We start from the raw sequence: 20,135 nt of genomic DNA, 5'->3' as shown, positions 1-20,135 counted from the left end.
AAGCAAATATGGCGTGTTACTCATGCCCAAAAAGGTTGGCATCCTGATGAGCGTGATCAATATGCTCAAATTCCAAACTGGAGTGGCCAATGCCAAAGCGCGCTTTCAGCTGAGCTTTGATATTTACCTTGATCGCCTCGAGCTGGCGCCATCCGGCTTCCGTGATAACCACGTGGCAGTCAAGCGCGGCGGTGTTCTCCTGCATTTGCCATAGGTGAACATGATGCACATCCTCAACCCCTTGGACGTCACGCAGGGCTTCAATGACTGATTGACCATCGATATCGGGTGGCGAGCCCAACATCAGTGTCCGGACAGGGCCGCCTATCTCAGTAAAGGCGAGATAAAGAATATAGAGCGCAATGCCGATCGTAATCGCAGGGTCTACCCAGCGCATATCATACAGCAGAATCAGTGAGCCCCCGATGATCACGGCGATGGACGCAAAGGCATCCGACAGGTTGTGCAGGAAGAGGGCGCGGATATTGACGCTATGTTTTTGCATCGACCAGGTGAGCAAGGCCGTTAGCGCATCGACAAGAAGAGCGACAATACCGGTGATTACGACTATCCAGCCCTTAATCTCTGGCGGGTCGATCATGCGCATGGCGCCTTCATAAATTAGATAAATGCCAACGATAATGAGGGTGGTGTAGTTGATCAGCGCTGCGACAACCTCGATTCGGCCATAGCCAAACGTCATCTGTGAGTCTGGCGGTCGTCTCGCGATCTTGCGGGCAGCAAACGCAATGACAAGCGCAGCCATGTCGGAAAAATTATGCAGCGCATCCGCGATCAGCGAGAGGCTTCCCGCCAGGATACCCCCAACGATCTGGGCAATGGTCAATATCCCGTTGGCCCAGATGGCGATGCTCACCCGACGATCACCAGAGGTGGGATCAATGTGGGGATGATCGTGATGATGTCCCATGCGTTATCCTTGTGGTGTCACGTGATGACCCAGCAATATAAAACCTATAGCGACTCAAGCTTCAAGCCCGAACTCTGTTGAAGAGTGAGCTGGGATTAGGCGTGTGGAACTTTGCATAGTGGGCGCTGCACCAAATTGGCTACCATGTTCCATGCCCCCAGAAGGAGCCCATTGTGATACCCAAGCCTTACTCGCACGCCTGGCTGATGAGCTTGGCTTTACTGCTGATGGTGGTAACGTCAGTCCTCGCCGAGCCACAGCTGCCTGACTTCACGGAACTGGTCGACGCATGCGCGTGGCCATGCGCTTCCGGGAGCCCCCCCTGGAGCCTGTGCTCGACCGCCGCCGAATCGACCGGCCCATGAGCGCGTATCTCGCCAATGCCGGACATGACCAGCCCCTGCACGATAAGCAGCAGGAGGGTCAGGTGACCGAGGCGATGACACAGGCGGTTGAGGAGCATACGGGCAGACCAGTTCGGGGGCGAAGACCGATAGTGAGGCGCGATCTGGCCGAGTCCCCTGGGGCATTGGCACGATAGCGTCTTTGAGCTTAATCCCCCCCCAGAGGGATAGGAATACCAACAAAGAGCTGCGCATGACATCGCATACCCACCAGTCGCATCCCGACATCATCAAGCGTTTGAGTCGCGCCCGGGGACATCTGCAGAGCGTGGCCCAGATGATCAAGGACGGGCGGCCTTGCCTGGACATCGCCCAGCAGCTGCATGCAGTGGAGAAGGCGATCCAGCAGGCCAAGCGAACCCTCGTGCACGACCATATCGACCACTGCCTGGAAGCAGCGATCGGCCCCCACGACAGGGGCCGGAATCAAGACCAGCGCGCACAACTTGAAGACTTCAAGGCGATCGTTCGCTACCTGTAACCGATAACCGACAGCCACGCCTCGAGGAGGACCCGTGCTCCAAGTGCTGAGTCACCGTCGTTACCGCCATTTATTCATGGCCCAGGTCACCGCCCTCGTCGGCACCGGGCTGACAACTGTCGCCCTGGCGCTGCTGGCCCATGACCTGGCGGCCGGGAAAGCGGGGATCGTGTTAGGCACGGCCCTGGCGATCAAGATGGTGGCCTATGTGGGCATCGCGCCGCTGGTCGGGGCCTATGCCTCGCGTCTGCCGCGCCGCACTCTGCTGGTCAGCCTGGACCTGCTACGGACATCCGTGGTCTGCGCGCTGCCCTTCGTCACCGAGGTCTGGCAGATCTATGTGCTGATCTTCCTGCTCAATGCCGCCTCTGCTGGCTTCACCCCGGTCTTCCAGGCGACGCTCCCGGATCTCCTCGAGGACGAGGGACAGTACACCCGGGCATTATCGCTGTCGCGGCTCGCCTATGACCTCGAGAACCTGCTCAGCCCCATGGCGGCCGCGGCGCTGCTGATGGTGATGCGCTTCGATGTGCTGTTCCTGCTCAACGGCCTGGCCTTCTTGGTCTCGGCCGGTCTGGTGGTCTCGGTGGTGTTGCCGTCGCCCCAGGCGGCGGAGGACGAGGCACCGAGCGTGTGGCGTAAGGTCTCTCACGGCATGAGGATCTACCTGAAGACGCCTCGGCTGCGCGGGCTGCTGGGCCTGAACATGGTGGTGTCGGCCGCCGGCGCCATGCAGATCGTCAATACCGTGGTCTACGTCCGCTCTACCCTGGGACTGGGCGAGCAGGCGGTGGCCATGGCCTTCGCGGCGGTGGGGGGCGGTTCGATGCTGGTGGCCCTGCTGCTGCCGAAGGTGCTGGATCGCGTGCGCGAACGCCCGATCATGCTCGCGGGCGCCGCGCTGATGACGGTGAGCTTGTTCCTCGGCCTGTTCGCGCCCGGCTTCGCCGGCCTGATGGGGCTGTGGTTCCTGCTGGGCGCCGGCGCCTCGCTGGTCATGACGCCCACTGGGCGCCTGCTCAAGCAGTCGTGCCACTCCGAGGACCGTCCGGCGCTGTTCGCCGCCCAGTTCTCGCTGTCGCATGCCTGCTGGCTGGTGGCCTATCCGCTGGCCGGCTGGGTTGGGGCCGAGGTGGGGCTGATCGAGACCTTCGCCCTGCTGGGGGCGATTGCGCTGCTGTCGACGGCGCTCGCGACCCGTGTCTGGCCGGCACGGGATCCGCTGGTCCTCGAGCATGACCACGACCCGGTGGCGCATACCTATCTGCACTATCACGACGAGCACCACCAACATGAGCATGAGGGATGGGAGGGGCCGGAACCGCATCGCCATCCCCACCATCATTCGAGAGGCCGGCATCGGCACACCTTTGTGATCGACGGCCATCACACGAGATGGCCGTCGTGACATGACAAAGAGGCTCAAGGAACGTTTGCATGAGCATTCTGCCTGACAACGTCCTTCACTCACCGGAATACCGCATCCTGGGCACAAAGATGGAAGAGCATGACCTCCACTTTCAGGTTGAAGCTCCGGTCCCTGTGGCCTGCGAGGAGTGCCGCGTAGAGGGAGAGTTCGTCAGGTTTGGCAAGCGCGATGTGGCTTACCGAGACCTGCCCATCCACGGAAAGCGGGTCACCCTCTGGGTAGTCCGTCGCCGCTACACCTGCCGGGCGTGTGGAAGGACGTTCCGGCCAGCTCTACCGGAAATGGTAGACGATCACCGCATGACGCGGAGGCTTTACAGCCACGTCGAGAAGGAGGCCTTCAACCACCCCTACGCCTATGTAGCCGATACCACCGGCCTCGACGAGAAGACTGTTCGCGAGATCTTCAAGAAGAAGGCTGAGTTCCTGGCTGCCTGGCACCGCTTTGAGACACCTCACTGCCTGGGCATCGATGAGCTTTACCTGAACCGCCGCTACCGCTGCATCCTGACCAACCTGGAAGAGCGCACCCTGTTGGACCTGTTGCCCGGTCGTCAGCAGGACGCGGTGACGAAGCGGCTCATGAGCATGACCGAGCGCGACAAGGTCGAGATCGTCAGCATGGATATGTGGAAGCCCTACCTCCGTGCCGTCCAGGCGGTGCTGCCACAGGCCCGCATCGTGGTCGATAAGTTCCATGTGGTGCGTATGGCCAACGAGGCCTTGGAGAAGGTCCGCAAGGGGCTCAGGAAGGAGCTGACGGCCAACCAGCGACGGACGCTCAAGGGTGATAGGAAGATCCTGCTGAAGCGGGCTCACGATGTCTCAGACCGCGAACGGCTCATCATGGAGACCTGGACGGGGGGCCTTCCCTCAGCTGCTGTCAGCCTAAGAGCACAAGGAACAGTTCTACCACATCTGGGACTGTGCCACCCGGCGAGATGCTGAGCAGGCACTAGCTGCCTGGATTGACGACATCCCGCAGGGGCAGAAGGAGGTCTGGAAGGATCTTGTCAGCGCCGTCAGCTCATGGCGTGAGGAGATGCTGACCTACTTCGAGACCGACATCCCGATCACCAACGCCTTCACGGAGTCGATCAACCGGCTGGCCAAGGACAAGAACCGGGATGGCCGGGGCTACTCATTCGAGGTGATGCAGGCGCGGATGCTCTACACCACCAAGCACAAGAAGAAGGCGCCACAGATAAAGGAATCCCCTTTCCTGGGCAAGGCCACCATGACCTACAGCATGGGTCTCCCCGAGCCCGAGAAGAACTACGGCGTCGATCTATCAACCTTCTGGGAGAGTTAATGGTCGAAGGAGCAGGAGGCTCCATCTACCACTTAATCCGGATACCCAGAATTCTTTGATGCTGTTCAGCCGCGCCAGCAGCAAGTTGCCATCCCCGCCTCCCCGCTGAGCTAAAGGAATACCGCAAAGAACTGGAGTATTTCAGGCAGGTTGAGCAGCTAGACCGTTTGGAGCACCAGAAAACCTTGGGTACCGCACCGCTTGGTGCAGTTGATGAAAAGCGGACAACCTTTATTGGCGTTCCTGAATTCAAGCAACAAGCGCAGCACCATGATCTGCCGGGCATAAATGTGCAGGGGAGAGCGCTGGTGACTCAATGGGCTCCACAAAACCGGAACGCCAAAGGGAAAGCAGCCCGATGCTTCTGAGGAATGCGTCTTCGATTGTCGCCAGAAATAGGCAGTTCAGTGCCACATCGGCTCTGCGCCCAGTGTGACTGATGCGCTGCTGGTACTGAGATGATCGCCTTAGAGGTGAACCGCTGGGAGGGGAGTCGAGGTGGGAATTTTTAACTGCCTGACTCTACATCAGCTTGAACGGTTCAATGTCATAAATTGATGTGTGATGGTTCTCACACCTTGGAGAGATAACGTCGTGGCCGTCCGCGCCTGACCCTATACGTCAACGTAGTTGTCACCTAAACGGATTGAGAGGTGATCAACATGCGTTACCCCGCAGAACGTAAGGAAGCCATCCTCAAGAAGATGGCGCCGCCCATGAGCATGACCGTCCCGGAACTGGCCGAGCAGGAAGGCATCACCGCGACAACCCTCTACAATTGGCGAAAACAGGCCAGAACAAGAGGACAGGTTTTGCCATCACGTTCGACCCAGCCCGACCAGTGGACCAGCCAAGAGAAGTTCCAGATCGTCCTGGAAACGGCCCCGATGAACGAGGCCGAACTCAGCGCCTATTGCCGTGAGCGCGGGCTCTACCCCGAGCAGGTGGAGGCCTGGCGGGATGCCTGCATGAACGCCAATGGCGATGCCCCAGCGCAGGCCAAGCAACAGCGCCAGGCCCGCAAGGAGGAGCAGAAGCGGCTCCGCAAGCTGGAGCGAGAACTGCGCCGCAAGGACAAGGCACTGGCCGAGACGGCGGCGCTGCTGGCCTTGTCAAAAAAGGCAGAGGCGATCTGGGGCACGACCAACGACGAGGACGACTGACCAGCCTCCCGGATCGCCAGCGCATCGTGACCCTGGTGCAAGATGCCCAGCGTGACGGTGCTCGGCTGGCCAAGGCCTGTCAGGTGATGGGCATCAACGTAAGGACCTACTACCGCTGGGTCGCTGAGGGCGAGGTGACGGCTGATCGCCGTCCCGATGCCGACCGTCCGGAGCCGGCCAACAAGCTGTCTCCCGAGGAGCGAGAGGCAATCGTGGCGCTGTGCAATGCCCCCGAGTATCGGAGCCGCCCTCCGGCCTTCATCGTGGCCGATCAAGCGGATAAGGGCTGCTACCTGGCCTCTGAGTCGACGATGTACCGAGTGCTTCATGAAGTTGGCCAGCAACATCACCGGGGCCACCAGCAGGCCCCACAGCGCAAGCGCCCTCCGACCACGCATCAAGCCACGGCGCCGAACCGCCTTTGGTGCTGGGACATTTCGTGGCTTCCCGGCCCCGCGCGTGGCACCTGGTGGTACCTGTACCTGATCATGGATGTCTTCAGCCGCAAGATCGTTGGGCACGAAGTCTACGAGACGGAGACCGGTGAGCTGGCCGCTGAGCTGATCCAGAAGGCCTGCTGGCGAGAGCACCTCACCGATCTTCACAAGCCCTTGATTCTGCACTCAGATAACGGCAGTCCGATGAAGGCGGCAACATTCCTGGAGAAGCTCTACGACTTGGGCATCACCCCGTCGTACAACCGGCCGAGGGTCAGCAATGACAACGCCTTCGCCGAGTCGGCCTTCAAGACGCTGAAGTACCGGCCGGGCTTCCCCGCCGACGGTTTCGCCACCCTAGCCGAGGCCCAGGACTGGGTTCAGCAATTTACCGAGTGGTACAACCACGAGCACCGTCACAGCGCCCTTCGCTACGTCACGCCGAGCCAGCGCCATAACGGCGAGGCCAAAGGCATCTTGGCGCAGCGCCGAGAGGTCTTCGAGGCGGCGAAGCAACGTCACCCGAAGCGCTGGTCGGGTGACATCCGGAAACTCAGCCTGCCAGAGGTAGTGCACCTGAACCCCGAGAGGGACCCGGTGCCACAGGCAGCAGGGTTTTAAAGAGCCGAAGTCATTTCATGTGCCAACTATGTTGACAGACTCCGACAGTCGGTAACTGCAGCCGCGAAAAGTGATGACGTGACTGTGGTGCAGCAGCCAGTCGAGGATGATAGATCCAAGGTAGCCACTTTCCCGCTTGGCTCCAGAGCCCCCGTAGTAGCCACCTTGGGCGGCCGATAGCTGACAATGCACTGCAGATGGTACGGCAGGAACCGCACCACAGGGCGCCAGCTCAACTCGGAGTGGCGGGCTAACTCCTGGCCGACATGTTGAACCCGCATGTCACCGTCGGTCACGCTGACTAAAACCGGCTCGCCTATCAGACGGCAGGGCACGCAGTAGAGGTTTGTGGCGACCTCAACGGTGGCATCGCGCTGGAAGCAACTGCCGAGTTCCACGTCTGCTCGAAGGGCGGATTGTCGTTCGGCGGTTGCAGGCTGGCCCTTTCAACTGCGAAGCGAACCGCCGGCAGCTCACCGGTGGCGTATTGCATCCGCTGGTCGGCAATCTCACGCATCCACCAAATCAGGTAGGCCTCCAGCCCCCCTGTTGACCCCGATTAGAAATGTCCGGCCGCGATAGCGTTGCGCTGCACGTAGCCAGCGCCGCGCTCGTCCTTGCCCTTGGTACGGGGCGATACTGAGTGCTGGGCACCGGCCGGAAGCCCCAGTAGCGGGCAAAGACCAAACGCTAATCGTTGAAGGCCGCCTAGAGGCTGGCGGCATTGTGGTGGTCGACCAGTGCCCAGGCGTTATCCAGCAGTACCTGCTCTGGCACCCTACGGAGCCAATGAGCCCCTCTTCCATGCCGGCGGTCACACCAACTGACGCTCGTGACGGAAGGAGTGGGCGTAGTGTCGGCGGGGGTATCCGAGGGTAGTGACGAACAGGTAGATCTTGGTCGCTTCGTTGCCGATGGTGATCTGGCGGCTGCCGAAATCGATCTGAAGCTGCTCGCGAGGTGGAGTCTCGAATCTCACCGTCGCCTTGTCTTCGGCGGCCAGCGCCTGGCAATAGGATTCGCAGGCGCGTTCCAGCGTCCGCAGGCTGACGGTTAAGACCGTGTTCGAGCTACAGGACTTGCAGCACCACGGCGGCAATGCCGATGAGCTGCAGGAGGCGGTACTGCAGACAGTGATCCAGAACATCAAGTGAACGGGTGCGCTGCAGGCTGGCCTAGGGCGCCCATCCACCCTGGCGCAGGTAGCGCTTGACGGTGTTCTTGCTGACACCGAGTTCATCGGCGATATGCCTGACGCCCCAGCTACGGGTCTTCAAGCACAGATCGGGACGGGCTCCTTGAAAATTTCTCATACAAAAATAGTTACCATGTATGTCCAGAAGCATCCAAAAGCATCTTTTATCATCTAACGACATACAAACCCAAAGTTAAAAAAAATCATTATTCACTCCATGTTCAACCTGCTAAATTTGGCAACATCAGTAATGAAGGAGATTCAACATGTAGGAGCTTGCAGAAGACGATATAGGTGGGAAAAACACCCCTTAACGAAGCCAACCCTGCTCCAGGCTAATGACCTTCGGTCCTCACTGGCGCTATTCACCATCCACTGGGTGGATGAAAGATCAGGACGGCGGGCTTCTCATACGCCCCGACACCCTTAACACATATAAATACAACAACTTTTGGAGGAATTAGGACGATAAAACATAGCATTTCCAGCTTGGATTAATGGAAGGCCTCGAATCAAAAACCGACGCACTGGCTACAGCTTCAAGCGGAAAATAAAACTCAACTTACAGGAAAATGTATATACCAAATACGCTACACCCTGATAGTAACCGAGCGCACAGACAGCGCTACAAATAACATGCGAAGGCAAGTAAAAAACATAAACATCATGCCCTAAGAGAAAACTAAGGAACCAGCTTAATGTACGATAACCCATATCCCCTCAACCAATCCGCAACAGGGAACGGTACATATCTTCCCAATCAACCCACTAACTCCCAGATAAACTATCAGGATATCTCCTCCGCAAGCACCTGTAGATACAGCTCGAGCCAGCAACTGCCCTTTTCCCGGGCGGGACGGCCACCCAAGCCCTGCAAGGCCAACCTCATCCGGCAGATCCTTCACCAAGCCTATCGCCTTGTAGCTGATCCTAACGGCGTATATTTCCTTGTACCGAACTTCGGCGGTCCCGTACTGATGTTGGAAGCGGAGATGATTGCACCGATCATCAAGCACATAGCAGCGAGCCATGACAACCGCGACGTTTCGGACCAAAATGTCCGGGACGCGCTTGAGATCATTCGGGGGGACTACCCGGATTTTGCGGAAATCGGTAATGGACGAACCTGGCTAGACGATTACGGTAATCGATATATCGCACTGAATGGAAAAGTGATGATGCTCCCTCCGAAACAGGAGAACATGATTCAGCCAGAGCTCGCCTATCCTTACTGGCATCCCGCCAATTGTCGCCCCTTTCACACGGTGTATATCCAGGGTCCCAGTGCGATGGCCCCCTCAGGCGTGCGTATCATTGAGTCGTATGTGCCGATTCCGAAAGATCGAGACCTGCTGATCTATACGTTCATGGTGCTTTGCATGATGCCAGAACGTCAGCAGCTGGTTCTGGAACTCACAGGAGAGCTTAAATCTGGAATGGCACAACTACAAGACGTCATCAAGCGCACGCTAGATCCGGTAATCAAGGAGAATGCGATTCGTGATACACCCTCAAAGGTCAAGGACGTAGATCAAAAAGCCTGGCGGCATCATGTGCTCAACCTGGACAATGTCGAAGACGGGCTCAGTTCGGCGGTACAGCGACGTATGTTTGAGTTGCTCTGCAAAAGCAGGCTGGAATGGAAAGCTATTGGTTGCCATGAGATTACATCGAGTCTCGCTGTGCGGCGTGCTTTTTTGCTGAGCAGCCTAGAACCGGTCATCACACAACCTGAATTAGTAGAACTCACCTTGAGTCTGGAAATGCCATCACCCTCAACAGATCAGACGGGCAAGGCATCTTCCCAATGGCATACGCAGGAGAGCTTACCAGGCGAAGATCAGAGTCGCGTCTTCAATGCACTGCTTGGCATGCTCGGAAAGGCACATGCCAATATCGGCCAAGTGAGCTTGGATCGGAGAGTACCGGACGGCTGGCACGATTTCTGTCGTATCGGAATGATTGTCTCCGACACACTGACCGGCAGTGCAGAGGCCTTTTGGTCGCAATACGAGGCATATCGCAATGAGCGGCTCTGCGAGATGACTGAAGAGGAGCCGATTGCCAAGGCAGTTGTTGAATACCTGAGGATTAACGCCATCACGGAAGCCGTCGAAAATCCGGCGGGGGTCTGGCTGGCCATCTTGGGCCAGTTCCGGCCGACCTGTGTGTCGGACAGCCAATGGCCACGTGAGGCGCGCGGCCTTGGCGCAGCCTTCAAGCGTGCCGCCCCACTGCTGGATGCCCAGGGGATTACCTGCTGTAGCAACGGTAAACGTGGCTCGAAACGCCATTGGGTGATCGGTCCAAAAGGGCTCGCCATGCAGCATTTCTGACCAATCTGCATTCATCGCGTGTCGAGACTTAGGCGGTTACCTGCCAGTTTGGAGGGGGATTTTGGACCCGACCGGCTTTCTAGGTCGGAAGCCTACCCTGTATGCCTTTCAGGGTAGGCATGGGGCTCGTGGCCGTGAAGCTTGGTAGGCCGGCTCAGGCTCATGATGTTGGAGGCCTGCGGGCTCATGCGCAGTGGCCGGGCGACCAGCCAGTTGGATCTTCCCGGCGACCAGGTGGAGAATCAGAATCTCCACTTGGTCGCCTTCAATCGGCAATGTGCCGTCATCTAAGTAGCGCGTCATCACCGCCCAGCGTTTCCGACGACTACCCTACCCCCTCGCCAGGACTCGGTTCAGTGGAACGTGCCCAAGCTAAACTCCCGAGGGCGGGCCAGATGCCCAGCCCACCTGTCCATCAGCCAGATCCGCCAGGCAATGCTCGCTGAACACCGCACAGCGTCGATCCCTGGCCAACCCACGGCGATTGAGCCCCATACCAAAGGTTCCTGATGACGACCTCCTCAGAGTAAGACAGGAGAATCGATTGGTTACTGATTTCAGTCCGGACCGTTAGAAGCGGCGCGGCCAGCAGCCAGTCCTGGCGCTTGGCCTTGCGGATTCAGGTCTGGATAAGGTCGATATAGAGACCTCGCTGCTGGGCGACCTAGACAATCGAGATATCGTGCTATAGGCAATCTGCCACGATCCAGAACTTGAGATCCGGATGTGCCTTCACTGGACATATACAGAACGTCCACGACAAGACGACGTTCGCTGCTGCAAATCTCGTCTGTTGCCCACTCCTGAGGCTGTTTTTTCGAAAAACTTGGTGCCTAACGTCGTAACGTCGTGCTCAAAAACACCCGCCTCATCATCGTGTGGGTCAGCCGCGATGACTGCTGCCCGGCCTCACACTCCTGACAAGCACGTCTGGAAGGAACTCTGGCACGCTGCCGACAGGCCCATCGGAAATGGCGCTAGAACTAAAGTAGCAGAGCTGCATGTAAAGGTTCTGTTCCATTTTTTTTGAAATCTATATCACTCCTGTGAGCCAAACCTCTTCCGGGCTTCTACCGCCGTCACAGGAGACATGAAATGCCCCCACCCTGCTTACGCTGCGAGTCGCAGCGCGTCATCAACCTCGAGAGCGCCCGCAAACTCGGGATCGCGGCCGGCGCAATGGCCGGTACGCTCCAGGGCGCCTATGGGTCGCTCTACTCTCCCGGAAACCTGCTCTCTTCCAGACAATTTCCGCTCACCCGAGCCGCTGCCGCTGTCGTCGCCGGCGCATCAGGTGGCATCGCTGGAGCTGCGGCTGGCGATCGCCTAGTTGTAAACCTGTTCCCTCCCGGAGAAGGCATCCCCTGGCTCTGTCTGGGGTGTGGCCACGCGTTTCGTGAGTTGGCCTGACCCGGCACGACTCATCCTCTTATCCCATCAGCCGGCACTCAGCCGGCTTTTTTTCGTTCAGGAGATTTCTCATGGCACATCAAATCGAACACATGGCCTACGTCGGTGACACCCCCTGGCATGGCCTGGGCCAGCAGCTTTCGCGTCACCAGCCGCTGGAAGTCTGGCGGCAGCAAGCCGGCATGGATTGGCACATCGATGAATCTCCAGTGCGCTTCATTGCAGATGGCGCGGGCCACCTGGGGAGCATCCATTCCTTTCCGGAGCAGAAGGTGCTCTATCGCTCAGACACCAAGGTCCCGCTATCAGTGGTCTCCCAGCGCTACAAGGTGGTTCAGCCAGAAGAGGTATTGGAGTTCTACCGGGATCTGACGGAATACGCGGGTTATGAGCTCGAGACTGCCGGTGTGCTCAAGGGCGGTCGCAAGTTCTGGGCGTTGGCCAAGAGTGGCCTGGGCGGGGCATTGAAGGGCCAGGACCAGGTCAACGACTACCTGCTGTTGGCGACGTCCTGTGATGGGTCTTTGGCCACCGTCGCCACCCCGACCTCGGTGCGGGTGGTATGCAACAACACCCTGTCCATTGCCGTGGACGGTATGTCGCAAGGGGTGAAAGTGTCTCACAGCACCGAGTTCCGTCCTCAGCTGGTCAAGCAGCAGTTGGGGATATCTGTCTCACAGTGGGACGACTTCATGTATCGCCTGAAAACGCTGGCCGAGCGCAAGGTCAGCCAGGAGGAAGCGAGAGCCTACTTCCAGGCGGTGATCTGCAACACCGAGGCACCGCTGGAAGATCCCTCTAAATTGCCCAACGTCCGTGCCCTCAATCGCGTCCATAAGCTTTTCCAGGGTGAGGGGCGCGGCTCGCGGCTGTGCACGGCGCAAAGCACCGCCTGGGGGCTGCTAAACGCGGTCACCGAGTACGTGGACCATGAGAAGCGCGCCCGTGGTAATGATTACCGCATGGATTCCGCCTGGTTTGGCCAGGGAGCCAATCTCAAGGACAAGGCCCTGGAGTCGGCGCTTGCGCTGGTGGGCTGATTTCCCAGTAGCGACATCCCCACTCAGTCTTTCCCTCATCACGGCATAGCGCCCGGCCCCTTCAAAGGCCGGGCGTTACTGTTTCTGGAGATGCCAATGCAACCGCCCATGACGTTCGAAATGTGCCGTGTCCTGACCCAGCTGACGCGTCAGTTGCTGGAGGCCGGCGAACACGCAACAGAGACCCACGTGCTAGCCAAGGGCCGCGTCTATCGCGTGGCCCTGTCCCTTGAGCCGGTGCCTATCGAACAACTCCCTGACGTCATCCAACGCTATCGCTAACGGAGGCCATTATGGCAACCCCTATTCATCCCAAAACCGTCAACAAAGCACCGGTTACGCAAGCCATCCCGGACAGCACGGCGATCATCCAGGTGATCGAGCGGGCCGCCCTCAACCCTGAGGTCGATATCGACAAGATGGAGCGCCTGCTGCAGATGCAGGAGCGCGTGCTCGATCGCCAGGCGCTGATGGCCTATAGCGCTGCCATGGCGGCCATGCAGACCGAACTGCCCAGCATCGCCGAGCGCGGGAAAACCAACAACGGCCACTACGCCACTCTGGAAGACATCGTCGATACCGTGCGCCCGATCATGAAGACACACGGCTTCGCGGTGAGCTTTCGCATTCAGACACAGGAGCGCGGGATTCAGGTCACCGGTGTGCTCATGCATCAGGACGGCCATCGGGAAGAGACCAGCATGCTGCTGCCGGCCGATACCAGCGGCAGCAAGAACGCCGTCCAGGCATTCGGCTCGTCCACTAGCTACGGCAAGCGCTACGTGCTGTGTGCCCTGCTCAACATCACAACCCGCGGCCAGGACGACAACGGTCAGACCGCTGACCCGGTCAAGCTGGTCACCCCCTTCCAGGCCGGGCAGATCCGGCAGCTGATTGCCGCCTGTCCCCCGACGACTCAGGAATGGTTCGTCGGTAGGTACAGCGACGCCGAGCAGGTGCCACGTAGCGACTTCGACAAGCTGCGTGCCTCCCTACAGAAGCGGGCACAACCCAACCACCAACATCACTGACCGGCTGGCGAGGGGCTTCCCCTCGCTGGCTTATGCCGTGTCATCGAGAAGGAGAACGTCATGCAGATCCTGACACTGGAACAGGGCACGCCCGAGTGGCATGCCGCCCGTCTGGGCATCATCACCATGTCCGAACTGAAGACTCTGCTGGTCAAGGGCAAGGGGCCGGGAGGCTTCGGTGCCGGTGCGATGAGCTACATGCACCAGCTGATCGGTGAGCGCATCACTGGCGAGCCCTCCGATACCTTCCAAGGCAATGCTCATACACTGCGCGGCCACGAGCTGGAGCCGGTGGCCCGCGATCTTTATCACGAATCCGCTGGGCTGCCACGCCTGGAGCAGGTCGGCATCATCTTGAACCACGGAGTCGGCTATTCGCCGGATTGCCTGGTGGATGGCAACGGCCTCGTCGAGATAAAAACCAAGCTGCCCAAGTATCAGATCGAGCTGCTGTTAGCAGACGAGCTGCCCCAGGAGCATGTCGCGCAGTGCCAGGGTGGCCTGTGGGTCAGCGAGCGGGAGTGGATCGACTTCGTCAGCTACTGGCCGGGCATGCCGCTGTTCGTGAAGCGGGCCTACCGGGACGAGGTGATGATTCGCACCATCGCCGAGCGGGTCGAGGCGTTCTACGAGGAACTGGAGCGCCGCATGGACATGGTCATGGCGGCCTGAGGAGCAACATCATGAACCACTGCAAGCTGAGTGCCGGCGAGACCGCCGGCACCTATCGCATAACCGATACTGTGACCGAAGCGGAGCTCTTGAGCATCGCCAAAGCCTTCGCTCGCCGACGACTGGCCAAGGGACGCAAGATTACCAAGCCCGGGCTGGCATTCGAGCACCTGCAGGTGCTGTTGCAGGAGTATGAGCATGAAGTATTCAGTGCCCTATTCCTCGACTGCCAGCATCGGGTGATCTGCTTCGAGGAGCTTTTCCGCGGCACCATCGATTCGGCGAGCGTCTACCCCCGTGAGGTCGTCAAGCAAGCCCTAGCCTGCAATGCTGCTGCGGTGATCCTGGTTCACAACCACCCCTCTGGCGATCCCGAGCCCAGCGATGCAGACCGACGCATCACGCAGCGGCTCACAGAAGCCTTGGGCCTGGTGGAAATCCGCATCATCGATCACATCGTGGTTGGGACAGAAGGATGCTCATCCTTTGCAGAGCTTGGATACCTCTGAACGTCAACGAAAACACAACGCCGGCGCTGCCTTCAGGGGCGGCGCCGGCTTGTAAGGGGTCGCTTTCATTTTTTGGCGCTTCGTCATTGGATGTGAAACTCGACCCATACTGGCTGGCAACGTCGGCCATGCCTAGCGCATAACAAATAGTCGTTTGAAAGATGAATATGGTCCGGGTGCTCGTGCATCCGGACCGTCGATGCATCGACTCAAGCAGTCACAATGTCACGAAGGGTTGTGCCTCACCGTCACGGAACTGGTAGATATCCCACTCTTCCTGCTTGAGCCCTGGCATACCCGGGGTGCCGATGGGCATACCCGCCAAGCCCATACCGTCTGTGTCGGGTTGCTCCTCGAAGAGCCGCTCCACTGCCTCGAAGGGCACGTGACCCTCAATGACATACTCGCCCATCTCGATGGTGTGACAGGAACCCAGTCCGTAGGGAAGTCCGGCTCGCTCCTTAACCTGACCGATTGGTACGTCGTCTACGATGGCAACCCTGACGCCAAGCGCCTCAAGCTGGCGGGCATACTCGTCGCAGCAGCCACACTGGGGGTTCTTATAAAGGATAGCCTGGCCCGGCAAGCCGGCTTGGGCGGTGCCGGTGCCAAGTGACAAGGCGGCAGAGAAGAACAGCGAAGGGACGAGGCGGTTCACGAGCGATTCTCCTGAGAATGACGGAACGTGATCACATATTTGGCATAGGCGGCGGTGCCGAGGCCCAGAAACAGCATGAAGGCCAAAGGCATCAGCCAGCCCATCAAGCCCATAAGGGCGAAGCATTCGTTGCTCAACATCATGTTGTGACTCCTAACGATAATATATTACTGCCGACATGCTGGGGACATCGTGTGACCAGGGTGGGCGTCAGGATCTTGGAGGTTTGAGCGGGGACGGGGCGATGAATTCGACCGCGGCCTGGATGCCGATGCCGATGCCGATGCCGATGCCGATGCCGATGCCGATGCCGATGCCGGCCAGGGTATTCTGATAGTAGGTAATGACGAGGGTTACTGTCGAAATGGCCGCACAGACGCCACACTCGGGATCGGCGTTATTGAGCACCTTGACCTGGGCCACGTCGCAGCCGTCGGCATGGCCGTCTGGGCCGCCAGGCTGGACACCAACAGCAGCACAGCTAACAACAGCGCTAGCAAGCTTCCTCATAGGGTGAGATGCGGTTGTCTGGCCTGACCGGTCATGGCGATTTCCTCGTTATCGCGAGGCCATTCTGCGCTAGGCGGGCGAGTAACCATATCTATCCAGCACAACCCGGAGCGATATCAAGAAACGCTCCACGCCTGGCGGAGTGCGCAGAGGAATTGGGGAGCGTTAGGGGAGCGTTACTGCGCTGCGTTGCCCCGCCGCATCCGCTCTCGCTGCTCGTCTGTCAGCAGGTCCTGCATCTGGTTACGCATGCGTACCTCGTCTGCCATCATCTCGCCGTGCAGATCAGCCATCTGACCATGGAGTGTCTTTACCTCCTCTGAATCCGGACGATCAGCCTGCATAAGCAGCAGCATCTCCTCGCGCAGGTTCATCATCTCACCCATCCGCTCAAAGTAGGCGGAACGATGTGCCTTGCGCATTTCGCGCAGGGTGCTCAGCTGCTCGTCGTCGAGCATTGCTGCCGCGCCGCCCATGGCTCCCATACCGCCCATCAGGGGACAGGGCATCATGCCACCTTGGCCACCGCCCATCATCATGCCGGGGCCCATGCCAGCTTGGCCGCCGCCCATCATCATGCCGCCAGCTCCCTGGGTGCCTTGATGCATCCCGTGAGCAGAAGCGGCACCGCTGGTGGCGATGCCCAGACCAGAGGCCAGCGCAATGGCGATTACTTGCTTATAGTTGATCATGGTCTTTCTCCTATTTTTGATGATCGCAGTGACGACGACTTCTTTGGTTGGGCAAGGGGCATGAACTACCGTTATGAACTTACAACCTATGTGCACCCCCCAAGTCAAGGTGTTCAGTGAGACAGTGAGCGGCAACGGTTTCAGCTTCGTTTCAGGTTGATGCGAAGAAATGGACCCTTCCACTGACGCCAACGGAGGTATCCACATACGCAAGACATTACTGGCGATCGCACTCGGCTAGTCGGCCACCGCAGCGTGGCCGGCGGCACTAAAGGTGGTAGTGACCAGAGTAGTCAGGCCACGGCCCAGGTGGACCGCACCATCAGCTTCGAGACCGGTGACATGTGGTTCAAGCCCGGCGAACGGGTATCTGCCCTGATCACCGCCGATGCCGAGGGCAGCTGGGCCTTCCACTGTCACCTGCTCTATCACATGGATGCCGGCATGTTCCGGGTCGTCAAAGTCGCGTAAGGGATGTTCATGAAGTCCAAGACTGTCGTTATCGGTACCGGTTCTACCCTCGCCATGCTGGTGGCCGCTGGCGCTCAGGCCAGCGATGGCTACGATGCCCCGGCGAACTGGCCATCGCCGAGGGCCGAGCACTCACAGGGCTCGATACTCTTCGATCGCTTGAAATATGCTACCCCCGACAAGGTCGAGGATGCCCTATACTCCAGCCTTCACTCGACACTCTGCATGGCATGGTATGGCTAGATAAAAATGACGGCTAGGTCATATCAAATCAATTTTGTGTATTTTCAGTGCCGTTTCAGCTTTCCCCTCCATGCTAGTTCTTGCCAAACAGCCAAGGAGGTCAATCATGAAACGTTATGCCACTATTCTCGGTGCTACCATGCTAGGTCTATTTTCAATGACGACCTTTGCCGTCACCGGTAATCAGACGTCAGAGCTATTGATGTTGAACGAGGGAGAGAGTGATAGCCAGATCATATCTTCCAACCCCAAACGCTATAGAATTCAAGTAATCGATGAGAGCATCGTACAGCTCAGTAGCGAGCACCTGGCCAGCGACTCTAGTGCTAGCGTCAATATCCAGGGAAGTCTATACGACGAAGAAGGGCGCCTCGTCTCCAAGGACTCAGATCAACGAGGTCACTTCCTGATTACCAAACGAGTAGCGCCCGGAACCTATATTCTGGAAGTGGAAGGGAATGCGATGGGAAGCCCTGATGAAGTTTCCAAGCGCTATAACCTGCACTTGGACTTCGAATAAAACTAGCCAATTAGTTCGTCACCGACTAGGCCGATCGTTGCTGGCCTAGTCATTGCCGGATGTCTCTTCAACGCTAGCTGCGTTGAAGAGACACACCCCACCCCTGATAGCACACTTTGGCTGCTACCAAAATAGCACCAGACCAGATCTTGGGGAGAAAGGTCACCCCCTCACTGCTCGACACACCGCGACCTCACTTGCCTATTCAGCCTAGATTCAGAAAAGTCGCCCATACTAACCACTTTCATGAAACACGGGGAAAGTGCACGCACAAAATCAAACCCTCTATTGCTAAAATATGACCTTTAACGGCCACGGCTTGACCTTGGGGTAACACTAAGGCATTCAAGCCAGAAGAGTAGTTATTGATCACAATCTTTCTTCGGCCCCAAGTCGCCGCCTGCTCGATAAGGCAAACGATCTATAGCAAGCCGGTCAGCAATAGAGTTACTGACATGACGTCACGCCGAGACAACCATTGTCACGAAGAAGCCTCGACACTGGCGCCGACCCGATCAAGAACACTACAGCCGAAGCTATCCACGCCCTGATGAGGAAGGCATCCGCATCGTCATGCTAACCGGTGACAGCCAGACCACGGCCCAGGCCGTAGCGAAGGAGCTGGGAATCGACGAGATCATCGCCGGGGTGCTGCCGGAGCAGGTCAAGGCACTGCAGGCCGAGGGGCGCTTCGTCGCCATGGGCACCGGCACCGACGTGGCCATGGCGAGCGCCGGCGTCACCCTGGTCAAGGGCGACCTGAAGGGCATCGTTCTCGCTCGCCGCCTTAGACGCGCCTCCATGCGCAATATCAAGCAGAATCAGATCTTGCCTTCGGCTACAACAGCCTGGGCGTACCCATCGCCGCCGAGGTGCTCTACCCCGCCGTCGGCCTGCTGATGTCTCCGACCATTGCCTCCGTGACAATGTCATTCAGCTCGTTCTCCGTGGTGGGCAATGCCCTGCGTTTACACGAACCGAAGATTAAACCATGAGAGTAGGCAAGCCTCCCATGACCGTTGACAAACACTGACGAATGGATACGGCGGTCGACCTGCGGGGCCTGTAGGATGAGACGGTAAGCAACGTCGCCGAAAAAGCCTACTTTGCAACAAGCGTTTCACCTCCAGCCACCTGTAGATGCAATGAAAGGCTGGTAGGAGATCGGCCCGGGCGCTCAAAAAGCCGGGAGACAACCATTCCAGACCCGATACCCATATATAGGACTATGTTAAAGATGTTCAAACTTGCGTTAGGTGGAATCATTACCCTACTCCTCCTTGCCGTCGGAGGAATGGCGGTCATGCATAGCGGAATGTACAACGTCGCAGCAACGGACGAGCACCTTCCGCTTGTCAAGTCAGTCCTGCATTCTACCATGCACGCCTCGGTAGAGGCCGGGGCCGAAGAGATAGAAGCTCCCGACCTAAGCAGTGACAGCATGGTTCAAGCCGGGGCCAAAGCCTATGATGGCCTCTGTGCGGCCTGCCACCTCAAGCCCAGCCTCGAGAGCACGGTACTTCGTGCCGGTCTCAATCCCATGCCACCGACATTCTCGGATTCCACTCATCAAGATCCTGCGCAGCAGTTTTGGGTCATCAAGAACGGCATCAAGATGACTGGCATGCCAGCCTGGGGCGTGACCCACGACGACCAGGAGTTATGGGAGATCGTGGCCTTCCTGCAGCGGTTGCCCGAACTCTCGCCGCAGGATTACCAGGACCTGGTCCGTCCTGACAGCCCAATGGCCGATCAAGCGAAGCATGATGGCCACGACCACGACCATGGTGACACCAGCGCTATGGCTCGCTCAGCAAACGACTCTCACGAGCCGGCAGATGACGGCCACGACCATGAGCATGGTGACATGACCGCCATGAGCGAGCACAAGTCGGCTTCCTCAGGCTCCGCCTCGGCAGACGCAGAACCCGCAGCAAAACTCCAGCTGGCCGACTCGCGCCAGGATGCCTCGTCCTCGCCACAATCCACTAACGACCACTATGCGGACGGCCACACGCATTGAGGCCCTCTGGTTCCTCCTCCCCGCCTGCCAGGTCGACTGTGCCTAGGT

The 20,135-nt window shown here is 58.6% G+C and carries 21 protein-coding genes and 1 pseudogene; 15 read left to right on the top strand and 7 right to left on the bottom strand.

Going from position 1 to position 20,135, the window contains the following annotated elements:
- Positions 1–16 precede the first annotated feature (16 nt).
- Positions 17–931: a cation diffusion facilitator family transporter gene (locus Q2K57_RS15335; protein WP_112056436.1), complete on the bottom strand. Its 915-nt coding sequence runs from the start codon at positions 929–931 to the stop codon at positions 17–19.
- A gap of 597 nt (positions 932–1,528) precedes the next feature.
- On the opposite strand from Q2K57_RS15335, the gene Q2K57_RS15330 reads away from it, so the two are divergent.
- From Q2K57_RS15330 to Q2K57_RS15315, 4 genes and pseudogenes are all read left to right on the top strand, one after another.
- Complete coding sequence (locus Q2K57_RS15330) at positions 1,529–1,816, top strand: metal-sensing transcriptional repressor (protein WP_112056432.1); 288 nt, start codon at positions 1,529–1,531, stop codon at positions 1,814–1,816.
- Positions 1,817–1,850: 34 nt separating this feature from the next.
- Entirely contained in the window at positions 1,851–3,224 is a 1,374-nt protein-coding gene (locus Q2K57_RS15325) for an MFS transporter (protein ID WP_112056430.1), read from the top strand.
- Between the two features lie 29 nt (positions 3,225–3,253).
- Positions 3,254–4,556 (top strand): annotated as a pseudogene (locus Q2K57_RS15320) (ISL3 family transposase).
- A gap of 662 nt (positions 4,557–5,218) precedes the next feature.
- Positions 5,219–6,777 (top strand): IS3 family transposase gene (locus tag Q2K57_RS15315; RefSeq protein WP_304525493.1). Its coding sequence is split into 2 segments (ribosomal slippage): positions 5,219–5,695 and positions 5,698–6,777, totalling 1,557 coding nucleotides; the frame shifts between segments, so codons are not numbered across the junction.
- Positions 6,778–7,591: 814 nt separating this feature from the next.
- Here Q2K57_RS15315 and Q2K57_RS15310 read toward each other — a convergent pair.
- Both Q2K57_RS15310 and Q2K57_RS15305 read right to left on the bottom strand, forming a co-directional pair.
- Positions 7,592–7,756: a hypothetical protein gene (locus Q2K57_RS15310; RefSeq protein WP_304525593.1), complete on the bottom strand. Its 165-nt coding sequence runs from the start codon at positions 7,754–7,756 to the stop codon at positions 7,592–7,594.
- A 196-nt stretch (positions 7,757–7,952) separates the two neighbouring features.
- The gene (locus tag Q2K57_RS15305; protein WP_181463124.1) at positions 7,953–8,054 is read right to left on the bottom strand and encodes a helix-turn-helix domain-containing protein; all 102 of its coding nucleotides are present in this window, start codon (positions 8,052–8,054) and stop codon (positions 7,953–7,955) included.
- A gap of 616 nt (positions 8,055–8,670) precedes the next feature.
- On the opposite strand from Q2K57_RS15305, the gene Q2K57_RS15300 reads away from it, so the two are divergent.
- From Q2K57_RS15300 to radC, 6 genes are all read left to right on the top strand, one after another.
- Complete coding sequence (locus tag Q2K57_RS15300; protein ID WP_112056421.1) at positions 8,671–10,308, top strand: hypothetical protein; 1,638 nt, start codon at positions 8,671–8,673, stop codon at positions 10,306–10,308.
- A gap of 1,481 nt (positions 10,309–11,789) precedes the next feature.
- Positions 11,790–12,758: a DUF932 domain-containing protein gene (locus Q2K57_RS15295; protein ID WP_112056417.1), complete on the top strand. Its 969-nt coding sequence runs from the start codon at positions 11,790–11,792 to the stop codon at positions 12,756–12,758.
- 96 nt (positions 12,759–12,854) lie between these two features.
- Positions 12,855–13,040 (top strand): hypothetical protein, encoded by a 186-nt coding sequence (locus Q2K57_RS15290; RefSeq protein WP_112056415.1) that lies wholly within the window; start codon positions 12,855–12,857, stop codon positions 13,038–13,040.
- 11 nt (positions 13,041–13,051) lie between these two features.
- The gene (locus Q2K57_RS15285) at positions 13,052–13,789 is read left to right on the top strand and encodes an ERF family protein (protein WP_112056413.1); all 738 of its coding nucleotides are present in this window, start codon (positions 13,052–13,054) and stop codon (positions 13,787–13,789) included.
- A 60-nt stretch (positions 13,790–13,849) separates the two neighbouring features.
- A complete protein-coding gene (locus Q2K57_RS15280; protein WP_112056411.1) occupies positions 13,850–14,461 on the top strand; it encodes a lambda exonuclease family protein in 612 nt (203 codons plus the stop codon).
- Positions 14,462–14,472: 11 nt separating this feature from the next.
- On the top strand, positions 14,473–14,970 hold the full coding sequence (radC, locus tag Q2K57_RS15275; RefSeq protein WP_112056409.1) for a DNA repair protein RadC: 498 nt from the start codon (positions 14,473–14,475) through the stop codon (positions 14,968–14,970).
- A gap of 217 nt (positions 14,971–15,187) precedes the next feature.
- Here the strand turns inward: radC and Q2K57_RS15270 are convergent, their stop codons facing one another.
- The 4 genes from Q2K57_RS15270 to Q2K57_RS15255 all read right to left on the bottom strand — a co-directional run bounded on the left by Q2K57_RS15270 (position 15,188) and on the right by Q2K57_RS15255 (position 16,830).
- Entirely contained in the window at positions 15,188–15,628 is a 441-nt protein-coding gene (locus tag Q2K57_RS15270) for a DUF411 domain-containing protein (protein WP_112056407.1), read from the bottom strand.
- Complete coding sequence (locus Q2K57_RS15265) at positions 15,625–15,771, bottom strand: hypothetical protein (RefSeq protein WP_168709075.1); 147 nt, start codon at positions 15,769–15,771, stop codon at positions 15,625–15,627. Before Q2K57_RS15265 ends, Q2K57_RS15270 begins: the two co-directional genes overlap by 4 nt.
- 67 nt (positions 15,772–15,838) lie before the next feature.
- Entirely contained in the window at positions 15,839–16,051 is a 213-nt protein-coding gene (locus tag Q2K57_RS15260; protein ID WP_304525592.1) for a hypothetical protein, read from the bottom strand.
- A gap of 263 nt (positions 16,052–16,314) precedes the next feature.
- The gene (locus Q2K57_RS15255; protein ID WP_112056405.1) at positions 16,315–16,830 is read right to left on the bottom strand and encodes a Spy/CpxP family protein refolding chaperone; all 516 of its coding nucleotides are present in this window, start codon (positions 16,828–16,830) and stop codon (positions 16,315–16,317) included.
- Positions 16,831–17,085: 255 nt separating this feature from the next.
- Between Q2K57_RS15255 and Q2K57_RS15250 the strand changes: the two genes are divergently transcribed.
- From Q2K57_RS15250 to Q2K57_RS15230, 5 genes are all read left to right on the top strand, one after another.
- Positions 17,086–17,301: a multicopper oxidase domain-containing protein gene (locus Q2K57_RS15250; RefSeq protein ID WP_258396695.1), complete on the top strand. Its 216-nt coding sequence runs from the start codon at positions 17,086–17,088 to the stop codon at positions 17,299–17,301.
- A 9-nt stretch (positions 17,302–17,310) separates the two neighbouring features.
- Positions 17,311–17,544, top strand: coding sequence for a hypothetical protein (locus Q2K57_RS15245; RefSeq protein WP_112056403.1), 234 nt, complete (start codon positions 17,311–17,313; stop codon positions 17,542–17,544).
- 106 nt (positions 17,545–17,650) lie between these two features.
- Complete coding sequence (locus tag Q2K57_RS15240; protein ID WP_112056401.1) at positions 17,651–18,064, top strand: hypothetical protein; 414 nt, start codon at positions 17,651–17,653, stop codon at positions 18,062–18,064.
- Between the two features lie 573 nt (positions 18,065–18,637).
- Positions 18,638–18,964, top strand: a complete 327-nt coding sequence (locus tag Q2K57_RS15235; protein ID WP_276605467.1) for a hypothetical protein — start codon at positions 18,638–18,640, stop codon at positions 18,962–18,964.
- Positions 18,965–19,301: 337 nt separating this feature from the next.
- Entirely contained in the window at positions 19,302–20,087 is a 786-nt protein-coding gene (locus tag Q2K57_RS15230) for a cytochrome c (RefSeq protein ID WP_112056399.1), read from the top strand.
- Positions 20,088–20,135 lie beyond the last annotated feature (48 nt).

This window comes from Halomonas sp. I5-271120, from assembly GCF_030553075.1.
Classification (GTDB): domain Bacteria; phylum Pseudomonadota; class Gammaproteobacteria; order Pseudomonadales; family Halomonadaceae; genus Onishia; species Onishia taeanensis_A.
Note: the sequence above shows the minus strand (reverse complement) of the source record. Positions and strands in the feature narration are given on the sequence as shown.